Origin of the sequence: Aggregatibacter sp. 2125159857 (assembly GCF_017798005.1) — a bacterium.
Taxonomy (GTDB): Bacteria; Pseudomonadota; Gammaproteobacteria; order Enterobacterales; family Pasteurellaceae; genus Aggregatibacter.
The window spans coordinates 1,653,327-1,671,206 of record NZ_CP072548.1 but is presented as its reverse complement, the minus strand read 5'-3'; the positions used below and the strand labels follow the sequence as shown (position 1 = coordinate 1,671,206).

At 42.7% G+C, this 17,880-nt stretch carries 10 protein-coding genes, 1 tRNA gene and 3 rRNA genes; 4 read left to right on the top strand and 10 right to left on the bottom strand.

The window, feature by feature from the left end; genetic code table 11:
* Window positions 1-8: 8 nt before the first annotated feature.
* The 8 genes from yciH to J5X96_RS08105 all read right to left on the bottom strand — a co-directional run bounded on the left by yciH (window position 9) and on the right by J5X96_RS08105 (window position 6,251).
* Window positions 9-326: a stress response translation initiation inhibitor YciH gene (gene yciH / locus J5X96_RS08140; RefSeq protein ID WP_209362955.1), complete on the bottom strand. Its 318-nt coding sequence runs from the start codon at window positions 324-326 to the stop codon at window positions 9-11.
* A 6-nt stretch (window positions 327-332) separates the two neighbouring features.
* Window positions 333-1,025, bottom strand: a complete 693-nt coding sequence (gene pyrF / locus J5X96_RS08135) for an orotidine-5'-phosphate decarboxylase (protein ID WP_209362953.1) — start codon at window positions 1,023-1,025, stop codon at window positions 333-335.
* Window positions 1,026-1,057: 32 nt separating this feature from the next.
* Window positions 1,058-2,248, bottom strand: a complete 1,191-nt coding sequence (lapB, locus tag J5X96_RS08130; RefSeq protein WP_209362951.1) for a lipopolysaccharide assembly protein LapB — start codon at window positions 2,246-2,248, stop codon at window positions 1,058-1,060.
* The gene (locus J5X96_RS08125) at window positions 2,248-2,544 is read right to left on the bottom strand and encodes a LapA family protein (RefSeq protein ID WP_033002809.1); all 297 of its coding nucleotides are present in this window, start codon (window positions 2,542-2,544) and stop codon (window positions 2,248-2,250) included. The genes lapB and J5X96_RS08125 overlap by 1 nt, the downstream gene beginning before the upstream one ends.
* Window positions 2,545-2,642: 98 nt before the next feature.
* Window positions 2,643-2,927, bottom strand: coding sequence for an integration host factor subunit beta (locus J5X96_RS08120; protein ID WP_021617105.1), 285 nt, complete (start codon window positions 2,925-2,927; stop codon window positions 2,643-2,645).
* A gap of 61 nt (window positions 2,928-2,988) precedes the next feature.
* On the bottom strand, window positions 2,989-4,635 hold the full coding sequence (rpsA, locus tag J5X96_RS08115; RefSeq protein ID WP_021617104.1) for a 30S ribosomal protein S1: 1,647 nt from the start codon (window positions 4,633-4,635) through the stop codon (window positions 2,989-2,991).
* Between the two features lie 97 nt (window positions 4,636-4,732).
* Window positions 4,733-5,410, bottom strand: coding sequence for a (d)CMP kinase (gene cmk / locus J5X96_RS08110; RefSeq protein ID WP_209362949.1), 678 nt, complete (start codon window positions 5,408-5,410; stop codon window positions 4,733-4,735).
* Window positions 5,403-6,251, bottom strand: coding sequence for a VirK/YbjX family protein (locus J5X96_RS08105; RefSeq protein ID WP_371812516.1), 849 nt, complete (start codon window positions 6,249-6,251; stop codon window positions 5,403-5,405). The genes cmk and J5X96_RS08105 overlap by 8 nt, the downstream gene beginning before the upstream one ends.
* Before the next feature lie 510 nt (window positions 6,252-6,761).
* Between J5X96_RS08105 and J5X96_RS08100 the strand changes: the two genes are divergently transcribed.
* The 4 genes from J5X96_RS08100 (at window position 6,762) to rrf (ending at window position 11,917) form a co-directional block, all read left to right on the top strand.
* Window positions 6,762-8,301, top strand: a 16S ribosomal RNA gene (locus J5X96_RS08100).
* 105 nt (window positions 8,302-8,406) lie between these two features.
* Window positions 8,407-8,482, top strand: a tRNA-Glu gene (locus J5X96_RS08095).
* A 250-nt stretch (window positions 8,483-8,732) separates the two neighbouring features.
* Window positions 8,733-11,629: ribosomal RNA gene (locus J5X96_RS08090) — 23S ribosomal RNA — on the top strand.
* 172 nt (window positions 11,630-11,801) lie between these two features.
* Window positions 11,802-11,917, top strand: a 5S ribosomal RNA gene (rrf, locus tag J5X96_RS08085).
* Together the 16S, 23S and 5S rRNA genes with 1 tRNA gene alongside form the textbook arrangement of a ribosomal RNA operon.
* Before the next feature lie 332 nt (window positions 11,918-12,249).
* Here rrf and J5X96_RS08080 read toward each other — a convergent pair.
* On the bottom strand, window positions 12,250-13,854 hold the full coding sequence (locus J5X96_RS08080) for a lipopolysaccharide assembly protein LapB (protein ID WP_209362946.1): 1,605 nt from the start codon (window positions 13,852-13,854) through the stop codon (window positions 12,250-12,252).
* 23 nt (window positions 13,855-13,877) lie between these two features.
* Window positions 13,878-17,879, bottom strand: coding sequence for an ATP-dependent RNA helicase HrpA (hrpA, locus tag J5X96_RS08075; RefSeq protein WP_209362944.1), 4,002 nt, complete (start codon window positions 17,877-17,879; stop codon window positions 13,878-13,880).
* Window position 17,880 lies beyond the last annotated feature (1 nt).

The following is a 17,880-nucleotide window of genomic DNA, read 5'->3' as shown; positions in this document are numbered from 1 at the left end:
ATAGGTGTTTAACCGCCGGCTAATTTTACCTTATAACCCTTTTGTTCCAGTAACTGTTTCAGTAAATCACGTTTTTCCCCTTGAATTTCAATGGTGTGATTTTTTACAGCACCTCCGCAACCACAACGTTTTTTTAACTCTGCCGCAAGCAATTTTAATTCGGTTTCAACAAGCCCCAATCCGGTGATGATACTGACACCATTGCCTTTGCGTCCGCTTTTTTGCAACTGGATACGTACAATGCCATCCCCTTGGGGAATTTGCGCTTGTGGTTTATCAGCTTTAATCCGTCCGCTCTCGGTAGAATAAACTAAATGATTCGTCATAATAATTTACGCAATGGAAGCGTTAATCGCATTTAAAACGTCAACCGGATTTTCAGCTTGTGTAATTGGGCGACCAATCACTAAATAATCTGCACCGGAGCGAATTGCTGCTGCCGGTGTCATGACACGACGTTGATCGCCAAAATCTGTGCCGATAGGGCGAATTCCCGGGGTGACTAATTTAAAATCCGGTCCACAGGTACTACGTAAAATTTCAACTTCTTGTGGGGAGCATACCACACCATCTAATCCGGCACGTTGTGTTAAATGAGCCAAACGGATAACGTGTTCCATTGGCGAGGAATTAATGCCGATTTGTAATAAATCCAAGTCTTCCATGCTGGTTAACACGGTTACCCCAATCAGTAAAGGTGCCTCTTTACCATAAGGTTCAAGGATTTTTTTCGCTTCATCCATCATGCGCAAACCACCACTGGCGTGTAAGTCCACCATCCAAACACCTAAATCAGCGGCAGAACGAACTGCTCTTGCCACTGTATTTGGAATGTCATGGAATTTTAAATCCAGAAAAACGTCAAAGTGGCGACTATGTAGTTGTTTTACAAATCCGGTACCAAGGGTTGTAAACATTTCTTTTCCGACTTTTAAGCGGCAGGTTTGTGGGTCAAGCTGATCAACCAATGCCAATGCGTCGGCTTCTTTTTCGTAATCTAATGCAATGATGACTTTATTCGTCATAGTTTTCTCCTTATAAACACGCAGGTTAGCATTTAATTATGCTCAATTGAGCTAACCGGTTTAATCGTTTCCCATTGGCGGCAAGAAGGACAACACCAAATTAATTTGTGTGTTTGATAACCGCAATTACTGCAACGATAACCAAACGTTTGTTTAATTCGTTCTCCTACCATTTTATGTAACAAGATCAAGCTGTCTTTTCCTCGGCCTTTTTCTGCATCATCAATTTGATATTGAATAAACCGGTGAAAAATAGGGGTTGCTGGATTTTGCTGTAATTGTTGGTAAAGTTTGAGTTGTGCAGCGGCGCGACCGTCTTTTTCTTCAATTAAGTCCGCTAACATTAATGCAACGGCACTGTTATTCTTTTCACGGCTTGCCTTAATGAGAAATAATTCAAAATTATCCCGTTGATTGAGTTGTTGATAACAGAATTTTAAACGGTGCAAGACCTCACCAATATAATCAGGATTTTGCGTTAAAATATTTTCTAAAAAATGCACCGCACTTTGGTAATCTTTCTGTTTGATGGATAATTCCGCCAGCATCATAGAGGCGCGTACGCAAGTTGGAGAAACGGCGAGGGCTTGTAACAAAATTTGTTTTGGATCTTCTTTACTTTCGTCAGGGAGATTTTTGACATACTCACAATAATAATGCGCTAATTCAATTTGATGACTATTGGGTGATATTTTGGCTAATTTTTCCGCAACATTAATGGCTTTTTTCCATTCTTTCGTTTTCTGATAGATAAGCGCAAGCTGTTGTAGTGCGCCTTCAGCAAACTCCGGTTCATCTACCATTAAAATATAAAGGTGTTCGGCTCGGTCAAAAAAACCTACTGCCATAAAATCTCGGGCTAATTGCTGTTTAGCTAATAACTTTTGTTCGAATGTGTAATGAGGACTGTTATCGAGAGCTTGATGGATACGTAATGCGCGATCCACTTCACCTCGAGAACGAAATAAATTACCTAAGGTAAGTTCAGCTTCAAATTGTGAATTGCTGTCAATTTCATTTTCATTTTCCTGCTTTTGTAGCATATCTAAAAATAAATCAACAGCTTTTTCAGTTTGATTAGCTAAAAGAAAATTGACCCCAGCAACGTAATCACGGGAGAGTTTATTACTGATATCTTCCTGATCTTTTTTGGCGCTACGATGCCCCATATACCAACCATACGCGGCAGCTATTGGTAGAAGAAGGAAGAGTAGTTCAAGCATTATTGAGGAGCCTTATCTCTGCTGGTCGTTAATTCATTGATTTGTTGAGTTTGGCGTTTTATTTGACGATTTAATGCAATATTTTTTAATTTTAACTTAAGGTAGAAAACCCCTGTGATAAACCAACCAAGGATAAGCCCTAAGCCAAATAAAATAGCTACTAAGGTAGAAAGTTGGAATTGGCTTTGTGCAAAAATGTAATTAAAGGTAATTACTTGATCATTATTTGCTCCTACGGTAACAGCAACTAAGATGATAGCCAAGATAATGATTAATCCCAAAATATATTTAATCATTTGGTTTCTCCTTAAAATAAAGTTGTTGCTCATTATGCCAAAAATGAGCATAAAAAACGACACTTAAAAGTGTCGTTAATGAAAGTTAGTGAAATAAATTATGCATAAACGTCAACGCGTTTTCTTAGCTCTTTGCCCGCTTTAAAATAGGGTACGCACTTCGCCTCTAATTGAACCTGTTCTCCCGTTTTAGGATTTCGCCCAAGTCTAGGTTGGCGACAGTGTAAAGAAAAGCTACCAAATCCTCGGACTTCAATACGTTCGCCATTTTCTAATACGCATGACATTTGCTCTAAAATGGCTTTGACGGCTTCTTCGATATGTTTCAGGGAAAGGCTATTATTTTTTTGCATTAAAAGCCCAATAAGCTCTGACTTTGTCATACCATTCTCCTAACTTTTTATGAACCGGCATATTGCTATGCCGGTTTATTAATGAAGTGAATTATTCACCTTTAGCTGCTTTGAAAGCTTCAGCCATGGCATTTGGAATAGCAACTTCTTCTTGCTTATTCACGTTTGCTACAGCGGCCGCTTCTTCAGCTTGATCTTTTGCACGTACAGACAAGTGAACAATACGTGATTTACGATCTACACCGGTGTATTTTGCTTCAACAACATCGCCTACAGCAACTTCATGAGTTAAATCAGCTGCGCGAATGTAACCTTCAACACCGCCGTCTAATTCAACTTTAGCGCCTTTTGCATCAGCTTCAACTACTTTTGCATTTAATACCGCGCCTTTTTTGTTGATAGCAACGAAGTTATTGAATGGATCTTCTTCAAGTTGTTTGATACCTAAAGAAATACGCTCTTTCACTGCATCGACTTGTAATACAACTGCGGCAACTTCATCACCTTTTTTGTAGTTACGAACCGCTTCTTCACCTTGAACATTCCAAGAAATATCAGATAAGTGAACTAAACCGTCGATACCGCCTTCTAAACCGATGAAGATACCAAAGTCAGTGATAGATTTGATTTTACCAACAACTTTGTCACCTTTGTTGTGAGTTTCCGCGAATTGAGTCCATGGATTTGGTTTACATTGTTTTAAACCTAAAGAAATACGACGACGTTCTTCATCAATTTCTAATACCATCACTTCAACAACATCACCTAAGCTAACCACTTTAGATGGGTGGATATTTTTGTTAGTCCAATCCATTTCAGAAACGTGAACTAAACCTTCAACGCCGTCTAAAATTTCAACGAAACAACCGTAGTCAGTTAAGTTAGTGACTTTACCGGTTAATTTGCTGTTTACTGGGTGATTTTCAGCGATTGCCGCCCAAGGGTCTTGACCTAATTGTTTTAATCCTAAAGATACACGGGTACGATCTTTATCGAATTTTAATACTTTAACGGTAATTTCATCACCAACATTAACGATTTCGCTTGGGTGTTTAACACGTTTCCAAGCCATATCGGTAATATGTAATAAACCGTCAACACCGCCTAAATCAACGAATGCACCGTAGTCAGTTAAGTTCTTAACAGTACCTTTAACTTCTGCACCTTCAGACAAGTTCGCTAATACTTCTTCACGATCTTGGCTGCTTTCAGATTCGATTACTGCACGACGGGAAACAACAACGTTGTTACGTTTTTGATCAAGTTTGATTACTTTGAATTCTAATTCTTTACCAAGTAGGTGATCTGCATCACGAACTGGGCGGGTATCAACTAATGAACCCGGTAAGAATGCTCGAACACCGTTTAACTCAACTGTGAAGCCGCCTTTCACTTTACCGTTAACTAAACCAAGTACAGTTGCTTGTTCGTCGTAAGCTTTTTCCAATACAATCCAAGCTTCGTTGCGTTTTGCATCAGCACGGGAAGCAACAGTTTCACCGAAACCATCATCCACAGCTTTAAGCACAACATCAACAACATCACCAACTTGAACTTCCAATTCACCTTGTGCATTTAAAAATTCTTCGGAAGGAATTGCAGACTCGGATTTAGAACCGGTATCTACAAGGACGAAGCCTTTTTGGATAGCAACAATGGTACCTTTAACAACTGCACCTTGACGGGTTTCAAGGTCTTTTAATGATTCTTCAAAAAGTTGAGCAAAAGATTCTGTCATAATTAATCTTCAATTTAAGTAAATAACGTCCACTTCTAATCCATAAAAAGTGGGGCTGATAATAAAGTTTATCCATCCTTGGGTAAACCGTAAAAATTTAAGCTTTAATATCAATACGTTGCTGAATATAGTTTAAGGCCTGACAAATCACTTCATCGATACTCAATGTCGTGCTGTCAAGTAAAAACGCATCTTCAGCAGGTTTTAAAGGAGCGACTGCTCGATTTCTATCACGCAAATCACGCTCTTTTATCTCGGCTAAAATCTGTGCAAAGTTACCACTAATCCCCTTATTTTGCAACTGGTTATAGCGTCTTTTTGCACGTTCTTCCGCACTCGCATCTAAAAATAATTTCACTTGCGCATCAGGAAACACCACCGTTCCCATATCGCGACCATCCGCAATTAAACCGTCATTTTTGGCGAAATCCTGCTGAAGTTGTAGTAATGCAGCACGAACTTGCGGGAAAACTGCCACTTTTGATGCCGCATCTGCCACTTCTTGCGTACGGATTAAATGGCTGACATCCATGCCACCTAATAATACATTCACTTCACCATTTTTCGGCACAAACTGAATATCTAAATGACGGGCAAGCTCAGCCAATTCGGCTTCATTGGTTAAATCGGCATGGCGTTTTAACGCGGCCAATGCCGTCACACGATAAATTGCGCCGGAATCTAGCAACGCAAAACCTAGTTTTTCTGCCAATGCGTAACATAAAGTACCTTTACCGGCACCGCTTGGTCCGTCAACCGTAATAATTTTATTCATGATTTTTCTCTGTCAAAAGGGATTGAATCTCAACCATCATCTTGTCAAACATGTCATAACGTTTGCGATACATAGAACGTTTTTTACTTTGAATGTCTTCTAAAGGACGACGCTCAAGTGCGGTCGGAATTTGCCAATAATTTTCCGCCAAATGCCCCTCGTTTTCCTGCCAAAATTCATCGTAGTTAAACAATAATTTTGCCGAATCATTCCAGCGATATTTTGCCTGACGTTTATGCGGAATGCCTTCCAAACGACAATTCAACGTCTCCGCAAAAACTTTAAACGCATTCACCAACATAAACATCGGGCGCACACCATGTAGCAATTTTGTCGCCTGACGCACTAAATCTTGCGCCTCATCGCCTTTTGGTCCTTGAATTGATGCGATTAACAAGCGGTTATCCGCTAAAAACGTAAAGCTGGCAGAATAAATCGTACGTTGATTAGCATCAGTTAAAGCGATAGCAAAAAAGCCTTCATAAGGATCGATATGGTTGAGCGTTAAATTTAACGCCAATTCATCCGTTAACTGTGCTAACAGCACCGGCTGTTGTGAAATTAATGTCTCGCACAACGCCACACTAAAGTGTTTTTCCGCCATGGCAAAATTGGTCTTAATAGCTTCTAAACGCTGTGTCGCATTAAAGTGTTTATCACAGTACTGGCTTAATAGCGTATTCACACGATAAGGATACTGTACAAAAACCGGCTGCCACAATGGATTTTCATGAATAAAATCGACTAACGCCCGGCATTGCGTTGCAAAAACTAAACGGCGCACTCGATAACGTAGCCATTCCCGCAACAATTTTAATTTGCGTTTTTCTACGGGAAACATTTCATGAAATGTTGGAAAATGGAATTTTGTCACCACAAACCTCAAAAATAGGAATCTGAATAGTTAAAAAAAATTGTATCAAAGAAGACGAAATAGTTTAACCGCCAATATGTATAATTGCTATTCGCTTAGATTGTAGTATAAGTGCGGTAAAAATTTGCATTAAATTACATAGATTGTATTTTTTCTGACCTATCAAACATTTTTTCGAAAAAAATACTTGATCCTCAGGATCGAATCTCTATAATACGCCTCCGCACCGCAGGGGTAGCAAACAAAAAGAAAAGTTCTTAAAAATTTTTCTTGACGATAAAATAACGAGAAGTTAAAATTATCAACCTTGCTTAGTGCAAATGTTCTTTAACAATCAATCAGACAAACTGTGTGGGCACTTGAAGATTCGTTTTTATCATTAAAGAATTTTAAAATTGAACTGAATAGTGCTACGAAGATTCGTTTATTTATATAGATGATTAATTAAGTCAGCAGTATTGAGCGATTAAACTTTTTAAATTGAAGAGTTTGATCATGGCTCAGATTGAACGCTGGCGGCAGGCTTAACACATGCAAGTCGAACGGTAACAGGAGAAAGCTTGCTTTCTTGCTGACGAGTGGCGGACGGGTGAGTAATGCTTGGGAATCTGGCTTATGGAGGGGGATAACGACGGGAAACTGTCGCTAATACCGCGTAGAGTCGAGAGACGAAAGTGCGGGACCGCAAGGCCGCATGCCATAGGATGAGCCCAAGTGGGATTAGGTAGTTGGTGGGGTAAAGGCCTACCAAGCCGACGATCTCTAGCTGGTCTGAGAGGATGACCAGCCACACCGGGACTGAGACACGGCCCGGACTCCTACGGGAGGCAGCAGTGGGGAATATTGCGCAATGGGGGCAACCCTGACGCAGCCATGCCGCGTGAATGAAGAAGGCCTTCGGGTTGTAAAGTTCTTTCGGTGACGAGGAAGGTTGTTGTGTTAATAGCGCAACAAATTGACGTTAATCACAGAAGAAGCACCGGCTAACTCCGTGCCAGCAGCCGCGGTAATACGGAGGGTGCGAGCGTTAATCGGAATAACTGGGCGTAAAGGGCACGCAGGCGGCTATTTAAGTGAGGTGTGAAATCCCCGGGCTTAACCTGGGAATTGCATTTCAGACTGGGTAGCTAGAGTACTTTAGGGAGGGGTAGAATTCCACGTGTAGCGGTGAAATGCGTAGAGATGTGGAGGAATACCGAAGGCGAAGGCAGCCCCTTGGGAATGTACTGACGCTCATGTGCGAAAGCGTGGGGAGCAAACAGGATTAGATACCCTGGTAGTCCACGCTGTAAACGCTGTCGATTTGGGGATTGAGCTTTAAGCTTGGTGCCCGTAGCTAACGTGATAAATCGACCGCCTGGGGAGTACGGCCGCAAGGTTAAAACTCAAATGAATTGACGGGGGCCCGCACAAGCGGTGGAGCATGTGGTTTAATTCGATGCAACGCGAAGAACCTTACCTACTCTTGACATCCATGGAATCTTGTAGAGATACGGGAGTGCCTTCGGGAACCATGAGACAGGTGCTGCATGGCTGTCGTCAGCTCGTGTTGTGAAATGTTGGGTTAAGTCCCGCAACGAGCGCAACCCTTATCCTTTGTTGCCAGCGATTCGGTCGGGAACTCAAAGGAGACTGCCGGTGATAAACCGGAGGAAGGTGGGGATGACGTCAAGTCATCATGGCCCTTACGAGTAGGGCTACACACGTGCTACAATGGCGTATACAGAGGGTGACGAAGCCGCGAGGTGGAGTGAATCTCAGAAAGTACGTCTAAGTCCGGATTGGAGTCTGCAACTCGACTCCATGAAGTCGGAATCGCTAGTAATCGCGAATCAGAATGTCGCGGTGAATACGTTCCCGGGCCTTGTACACACCGCCCGTCACACCATGGGAGTGGGTTGTACCAGAAGTAGATAGCTTAACCTTCGGGAGGGCGTTTACCACGGTATGATTCATGACTGGGGTGAAGTCGTAACAAGGTAACCGTAGGGGAACCTGCGGTTGGATCACCTCCTTACCAAAGATAGAATTGACTTTAAGTGTCCACACAGTTTGGCTGATGATTGTAAACAAAAGAAGAATAAACAAATAAAGCAAGATGTGAAGAATATCTTTACATGTTGTCCCCATCGTCTAGAGGCCTAGGACATCGCCCTTTCACGGCGGTAACCGGGGTTCGAATCCCCGTGGGGACGCCATTTAAAGATGATTTTTTGTCTTCTTAATAAACTGTTCTTTAACAAACTGGAAACAAGCTGAAAACGAGACTTTCAAGAAAGTCTGAGTAAGGGTCATTGATAAAAGGCAATGATTCTGAATAAATTAACTGTTACGGCTGACAAACCTAACGTGTTTTTAGCGTCAATCTATGATGTAAAGTGAATTTTAACTTTAAATTCCATTTTATCTTCATCAGATTGTTCATCCTAAGAATACTTGAGGTTGTATGGCTAAGTGACAAAGCGTACAAGGTGGATGCCTTGGCAATCAGAGGCGAAGAAGGACGTGCTAATCTGCGAAAAGCTTGGATGAGTCGATAAGAGGCGTTTAATCCAAGATGTCCGAATGGGGAAACCCAGTAGATGAAGAATCTACTATCACTTACTGAATTCATAGGTAAGTGAGGCGAACCGGGAGAACTGAAACATCTAAGTACCCCGAGGAAAAGAAATCAACCGAGATTTTGTGAGTAGCGGCGAGCGAAAGCGAAAGAGCCTGTTAGTGATAGCGATAGAGACAGAGGAACAAGCTGGGAAGCTTGGCGACACAGGGTGATAGCCCCGTACTCGAAGTCCAGGTCGTGGTACTAAGCTAACGAGAAGTAGGGCGGGACACGTGATATCCTGTTTGAAGATGGGGGGACCATCCTCCAAGGCTAAATACTCCTGATTGACCGATAGTGAACCAGTACTGTGAAGGAAAGGCGAAAAGAACCCCGGTGAGGGGAGTGAAATAGAACCTGAAACCTTGTACGTACAAGCAGTGGGAGCCCGCAAGGGTGACTGCGTACCTTTTGTATAATGGGTCAGCGACTTATATTTTGTAGCGAGGTTAACCGAATAGGGGAGCCGAAGGGAAACCGAGTCTTAACTGGGCGTTGAGTTGCAAGGTATAGACCCGAAACCCGGTGATCTAGCCATGGGCAGGTTGAAGGTTGGGTAACACTAACTGGAGGACCGAACCGACTAATGTTGAAAAATTAGCGGATGACTTGTGGCTGGGGGTGAAAGGCCAATCAAACCGGGAGATAGCTGGTTCTCCCCGAAATCTATTTAGGTAGAGCCTTGAGCGGACACCTTCGGGGGTAGAGCACTGTTTTGGCTAGGGGTCCATCCCGGATTACCAACCCGATGCAAACTACGAATACCGAAGAGTGATACTCAGGAGACACACGGCGGGTGCTAACGTCCGTCGTGGAGAGGGAAACAACCCAGACCGCCAGCTAAGGTCCCAAAGTCTATATTAAGTGGGAAACGAAGTGGGAAGGCTTAGACAGCTAGGATGTTGGCTTAGAAGCAGCCATCATTTAAAGAAAGCGTAATAGCTCACTAGTCGAGTCGGCCTGCGCGGAAGATGTAACGGGGCTCAAATATAGCACCGAAGCTGCGGCATCAGACGAAAGTCTGTTGGGTAGGGGAGCGTTGTGTAAGCGGATGAAGATGGTTCGAGAGGGCTGTTGGACGTATCACAAGTGCGAATGCTGACATAAGTAACGATAAAACGGGTGAAAAACCCGTTCGCCGGAAGACCAAGGGTTCCTGTCCAACGTTAATCGGGGCAGGGTGAGTCGGCCCCTAAGGCGAGGCTGAAAAGCGTAGTCGATGGGAAACGGGTTAATATTCCCGTACTTGGTAAAGCTGCGATGTGGGGACGGAGCAGGTTAGGTTAGCGTACTGTTGGATATGTACGTTTAAGTTGGTAGGTGGGAAGTTTAGGCAAATCCGGACTTCCTTAACACTGAGAGATGATGACGAGGCTCTACGGAGCTGAAGTAACTGATACCACACTTCCAGGAAAAGCCACTAAGCGAAAGGCTTTACTAAACCGTACTGAAAACCGACACAGGTGGTCAGGTAGAGAATACTCAGGCGCTTGAGAGAACTCGGGTGAAGGAACTAGGCAAAATAGCACCGTAACTTCGGGAGAAGGTGCGCCGGCGTAGATTGTAGTCCCTTGCGGGCGAAGGTTGAACCGGTCGAAGATACCAGCTGGCTGCAACTGTTTATTAAAAACACAGCACTCTGCAAACACGAAAGTGGACGTATAGGGTGTGATGCCTGCCCGGTGCTGGAAGGTTAATTGATGGTGTAATCGAAAGAGAAGCTCCTGATCGAAGCCCCAGTAAACGGCGGCCGTAACTATAACGGTCCTAAGGTAGCGAAATTCCTTGTCGGGTAAGTTCCGACCTGCACGAATGGCATAATGATGGCCAGGCTGTCTCCACCCGAGACTCAGTGAAATTGAAATCGCCGTGAAGATGCGGTGTACCCGCGGCTAGACGGAAAGACCCCGTGAACCTTTACTATAGCTTGACACTGAACATTGAATTTTGATGTGTAGGATAGGTGGGAGACTTTGAAGTAGTCACGCCAGTGATTATGGAGTCGTCCTTGAAATACCACCCTTTAACGTTTGATGTTCTAACGAAGATTGCGAAACGTGGTCTCGGACAGTGTCTGGTGGGTAGTTTGACTGGGGCGGTCTCCTCCCAAAGCGTAACGGAGGAGCACGAAGGTTTGCTAATCACGGTCGGACATCGTGAGGTTAGTGCAATGGTATAAGCAAGCTTAACTGCGAGACAGACAAGTCGAGCAGGTACGAAAGTAGGTCATAGTGATCCGGTGGTTCTGCATGGAAGGGCCATCGCTCAACGGATAAAAGGTACTCCGGGGATAACAGGCTGATACCGCCCAAGAGTTCATATCGACGGCGGTGTTTGGCACCTCGATGTCGGCTCATCACATCCTGGGGCTGAAGTAGGTCCCAAGGGTATGGCTGTTCGCCATTTAAAGTGGTACGCGAGCTGGGTTTAGAACGTCGTGAGACAGTTCGGTCCCTATCTGCCGTGGGCGTTGGAGAATTGATTGGGGCTGCTCCTAGTACGAGAGGACCGGAGTGGACGCATCACTGGTGTTCCGGTTGTGTCGCCAGACGCATTGCCGGGTAGCTACATGCGGAAGAGATAAGTGCTGAAAGCATCTAAGCACGAAACTTGCCAAGAGATGAGTTCTCCCACACATCAAGTGTGTAAGGGTTGTTTAAGACTAAGACGTAGATAGGTGCGGTGTGTAAGTGTAGTGATACATTGAGCTAACGCATACTAATTGCCCGAGAGGCTTAGCCATACAACGCTCAAGTGTTTTGGGGAGACCTGGAGCATGGAGCGAAGTAGAAGGTAACAGTTAAGAGACGAGACGAAGAAGAGAAAGTGGAGAGTCAGCTTGTTTTAGTTTGAAGAAGACAGAGAAATAAAAAGAAAGAGATAAGAGAGAAAGAGAAGAATATCATCGACCGATTTTTGGCGGCGATAATGCGGTGGACCCACCTGATTCCATACCGAACTCAGAAGTGAAACGCTGTTATGCCGATGGTAGTGTGGGATGTTCCCATGTGAGAGTAGGTCACCGCCAAGTTTATTCGTATGAACCCCTGATGTGAGAGCATCGGGGGTTTTTGATTTTTATATATCTATTATGTATGTATTTTGTTTGCTAGTTTGATATCACCCTGAATTTTATATGAATTACTAAAACGCCGTTTTGCGTGATAACACTTAAAAATGATTGGAAAAGTAACCGCACTTTTCAAAACAGAAAGATGGTTCAAGCATCCACGCTTGGACCAAATAAGCACAAGCGCGGACGCTTGCGCTATCGTGAGATTTTGAACGCGTTTTTGAAGTTGAAAAAACGTTTGAAAAAATAACCGCACTTTTATTCTTAGACTCGTACTTAAAAATGAGAAATTATTTATTTCTAAATGGATTTCTAGAACGACAAACCTTAGAGCTATCTTTTAAAGTTCTAATAAAGAAATCTTCGTATTGAGAAGCTCCGATTGATAAATATATTTCTTTTATATGTTCTCTAACTGACGGTTTATACTCCAAATACATTGATTTATCATTAATATCTGAAATAATTCTTTCATCAAATAAATCTGTAATAAAAAATATTCTACACTCTTGCTCATCTTCAAATGCAGCATGCTTAACTAGAAACTTAAGTGGTAACAGAATATAATTAACAATATTGTATAAATCTTCATTAGATTTATTATTTCCAAACATGGAACTTAATACTTCTTTAAATTTATCAATCGACTTTTTAACTTCATCAGTTTTTTTATTAATCTCATCTAAGTAGGAAGTAAAAAACTCAGATCTACCCTCTTTATAAAAATCAATCTCGCTACGCTTAGCTAATTTTATATAATCTGGTTCATTATCCATATATATACATCTATAAACTGGCAATTTATTAATTTTATTATTAATATCTGTATTAATGCTTGAATTATTCTCTGGAGAAAATGAATTTATCAGTGATTCTTTTTTTCCATACTCAATAAAATTACAAGGTTCTGAATATTCATCAAAGAAATTTTTCTCAAAAATAAGACTTACTCCAGAAGCTTCCTGATTATTTTCTTTTCCATACAATCTAAACTGATTTAAGCTATCATGATTAAATGTAAAACAGCTAATAAATGAACAAAGACCAATCTCTTCATTAGGCAAATTAAAATAATCTAATAAAATATTCCCCTCCGTTGGATCGTTTACATTTTTTATTGTACTTAAACGTAATTTGGATGGTTCTTCATTATATCCCAATAATGAAAAAGCGGTACTTGGTCGAGTATAGTGACAAATGTATTTCTCATACTTACTATCTAATTTTAAGCAATTTAAAATTTCATCAACAATCTCTTTTAACTTTATTAGATCTTTAGTAAACTTCTTAATAGAATATTGTGAAATTCTAATAAAGCATTCAGATTCATAATGATAAACTCTCTTAGAATCTTCAAAAAGTTTTTTTGCATTATCATATTCTCCTTGATAGAGAAGTATTTCTCCAATAATTAATCTAGCTTTACAGAGAAGATATTCACCATCATCTTTATTTATATTTTCTAATACTTCTTTTGCTTCGACTAGCTCATTACATTCTTTTAGAATAACTCCAAAATTAATACATATAAAAGCAAATTCTTTTGGATTATCGTCTCTAGTTATTTCACGGAAAACTTTCTTTGCTTCATTATATTTACCTTGATTATATAATAGAATACCTAAATTATTTCGAGATTTTACAAATTCCTCTGCATCATCTTCCCTTTTGATTTCTTGGTATGCATGTTGAGCCTCTAGATATTTCTCTTGTGATTCAAACAATAACCCTAAATTAAATCGCGACATTGCAAATCGTTTTTTATCATCTTCTTTTTGAATTGATTTATATACCTGCTCAGCCTCTGCATATTTTCCTTTTTTCTGGAACTCTAGCCCCGATTTAAATTGTGATTTTGCAAATTCTTTTCTACTAGAATTATTCTCTTTATTCATGTTATTTCCTCTGACTTAAATTACTAAACTTCATTAATCAAATTCAAAATCCGCTTATCCGACACCTGATACTTCGTCCCTAACTGCTGTGCAAACAAACTCACCCGCAATTCTTCAATCATATAACGAATCTCCGCCACCTCATCAGAAATCGGTTTGGATTTTGGGAGTTTGGCGAGGAGTTGTTGGTAGGCTTGTTGCACTTGTTCCACGCGTAACATGGCGGCGCGATCACGATTCACATCTTGAGCCAGTTTATCCATGCGTTTGTCGATGGCTTGCAGATAGCGGAGTAAATCCGGCAGGCGGGCGTAGCCGCTTTTTTGCACGAAGCCTTGATAAATCAAACCTGAAATCTGGCTTTTCATGTCAGACAGGGCAAATGCCATGGTGAAATCCATTTTTCCTTTAAGGCGTTGGTTGAGCTGGTGGGTGAGCGTAAGGATCTGTTCCACTTTTTGCGCAATATCTACGGTGACTTCATTAACGTTTTCACGCACAAAATCGCGTAGCTTATCAAAGCCTTCTTCGTTCCAAACAAAGCCGCCGAAATCTGCAATGAGTTTGTCCACGGCACAGGCGATGCAGTCGTCAATTAAATCCAGCACGCGACCAAATGGCGTAAAATACAGCCCCAATTTGGCTTTATTCGGCAATTTTTCATGCAGATATTTAATCGGTGACGGCACGTTGAGAAGCAACAATCGGCGCAAACCTTGTTGCATTGCCACCGCTTGTTCAAATTCCGTTTCAAACAGTTTAATGCCCACCGCGTCTTTTTCGTCCACAATGGCAGGAAAGGCTTTCACACTGAAACCGCGCTGTTTTTGTTCATAACATTGCGGCAACTCAGCGAAACTCCAAATATGCAGACCGCTTTGTTCAATGCCATCGTCTGCCACCGCAGAAATGCTTTCTTGCACACGGTCTTTTAAGCTAAATTTCAGCTCGTCCAAATTCATGGATTCGGCGATTTTCTTGCCGTTTTCATCCACCACGCGGAAAGTCATTTTCAAATGGCTTGGAATTTGTTCCCAATGCCAGTGTTCCGCTTCTACGGCGACACCCGTCATACGACGCAATTCATAAATCAGCGTATCCAACAACGGTTTTTCCAACGGCACGGCGCGCCCTAAAAAGGCTTGGGCATAATTCGGTGCCGGCACGAAATTGCGTCGATAAGATTTAGGCAGAGACTTAATCAGCGCAATCACCAGTTCTTCCCGTAATCCCGGGATTTGCCAATCAAACCCCATCATTTCCACTTGATTGAGCAACGGCAACGGAATATGCACGGTCACGCCGTCCGCATCCGTACCTGGTTCAAATTGATAGGTCAGTTTGAGCTTTAAATTGCCTTGATGCCAGAAATTCGGGAAATCCAGCTTGCTCACTTGTTCCGCATCATCGTTAATCAAGAAGGAACGTTCAAAATTAAGCAGCTCGGGATCTTGTTTTTCCGTCTTTTTCCACCAGGTATCAAAATGCTTTTGCGACACCACGTCAGTGCCGATACGCTGATCGTAAAACTCAAATAAGGTACGCTCGTCCACCAAAATATCGCGGCGACGGCTTTTGTGTTCCAATTCTTCAACTTCACGAATCAGCTGCTGATTTTGCTTGAAGAATTTATGTTTGGTGTTCCAATCCCCTTCTACCAAGGCGGATTGAATAAAGATTTCACGGCTTACCCTTGGGTCAATGGCGCCGTAATTCACCGGTCGGGCTGCCACAATCGGCACGCCATACAGGCTCACTTTTTCATCGGCAATCACCGCTCCGCGAGATTTCGACCAACGCGGTTCGGAATAAGATTTTTTCGTTAAATGCTCGGCGAGCGGCTCAATCCATTCCGGCTCAATTTCCGCCACCATGCGCCCCCAAAGTTTGGAGGTTTCCACCAACTCTGCCGCCATCACCCATTTCGGTTGTTTTTTGAAAAGCACGGAATTGGGGAAAATCGCAAAATGGGCGTTGCGCGCGCCGAGATATTGTTGTTTTTCCGCTTCTTTTAAGCCGATATGCGACAGCAAGCCGCTTAAAAGTGCGGTGTGAATTTGCTGATATTCGGCTTTTTCCGAATTAATCGGCAAGCCCATTTCACGCACGGCAAGACGAATTTGTTGATAAATATCCTGCCATTCACGAATGCGCAAATAATTTAAAAAATCCTTTTGGCACTGGCGGCGGAATTGGTTTTTCGTTAATTCTTTTTGCTGTTCTTGCACATAATTCCAAAGATTCAAGAACGCCAAGAAGTCCGATTTTTTATCGGCAAAGCGGCGATGTTTTTCGTCGGAAGCCTGCTGTTTTTCGGTTGGACGCTCACGCGGATCTTGAATGGATAACGCCGAGACAATAATCATCACTTCATAAACGTTGCCAAAATCGACCGCACTTAGAAGCATTTTAGCAAGACGCGGATCGACAGGAAGTTGGGCAAGTTGGCGACCGATTGGGGTAAGTTCCCAACCTTGTTTTTTCTCTGTCGATTCGCTAGCGCGCGTCTCCTGACGCGTGCTTTCATCTGTCAAATTTTGGGCACGCGTCGGGAGACGCGCGCCATCACGAGATTTATATTTTTTCGGTTGAATCGCCCCCAACTCTTCCAACAACTTCACGCCATCTTGGATATGCCGTTTATCCGGCGCATCTACAAAGGGGAACGCCTCAATGTCATCCAAACCCAACGCCGTCATTTGCAAAATAACGGAAGCCAAATTGGTGCGCAGAATTTCAGGATCGGTAAATTCAGGGCGATTGTTAAAATCCTCTTCCGAATAAAGACGAATACAAATGCCTTCGCTCACCCGTCCGCAACGCCCTTTCCGCTGATTGGCAGAAGCCTGTGAAATCGGTTCAATCGGCAAACGTTGCACTTTGGTGCGATAGCTATAACGAGAAATACGCGCTGTGCCGGGGTCAATCACATATTTAATGCCCGGCACAGTCAATGAGGTTTCCGCGACGTTGGTGGCTAACACAATGCGATTTAAACCGCTCGGATGGAAAATTTTATTTTGTTCTTGCGCTGACAAGCGGGCAAAGAGCGGTAGAATTTCCGTGTGTTTTAAATTTTGCTTTTGCAAAGCTTCAGCTGTGTCGCGAATTTCACGCTCACCGTTCATAAAGATCAATATATCGCCCCGACCTTCTGCTTGCAGTTCATCCACTGCGTTAAGAATGCCTTGTAGCTGATCTTGATCGTCTTCTTCCGCAACAGGGCGATAACGCACTTCCACGGGATAAGTTCTGCCTGAGACTTCGATAATCGGCGCGTTGTTGAAATGTTTGGAAAAACGTTCCACATCAATGGTGGCCGAGGTGATAATGACTTTTAAATCCGGACGACGCGGCAGAAGCTGTTTCAGATAACCGAGAATAAAATCGTTGTTCAAGCTACGTTCGTGGGCTTCGTCGATAATCAGGCAAGAATATTGATTGAGGAAACGATCCGTTTGAATTTCAGCCAGCAGAATCCCATCGGTCATCAACTTAATTTGGGTGTTATCGCTAATCTGATCGTTAAAACGGACTTTATACCCCACTAAATCGCCAAGCTCTGTTTGCAATTCTTCCGCAATTCGAGCCGCTACCGAACGGGCGGCAATACGGCGTGGTTGAGTGTGTCCGATTGTGCCAAGATTGCCTAAGCCGAGTTCCAAACACATTTTCGGCAACTGCGTGGTTTTCCCCGAGCCGGTTTCCCCCGCCACCACGATCACTTGATGCTCGGAAAGTAGTTTTTCAATTTCTGCTTTGCGTTGGCTAACCGGCAAACTTTCCGGAAAAACGATTGGATTTTTGACCGCACTTTTACGGCTTTCTACACGTAATCTTGCTTGTTCAATTTGTTGTTGGATTTCATCTGCAACGGCTTGCTGCGCTTCTTGGCTTTTAATTTTGCCAATGCCGTGAATGCGGGCGGATAAACGGCGTTTATCCGCCAACATAATGTCAATTAATTGAGAAAAAAGGGATTGCTGTAAAGGGGGTAATTTGTGCTTGACCGTTCTATTTTTCATA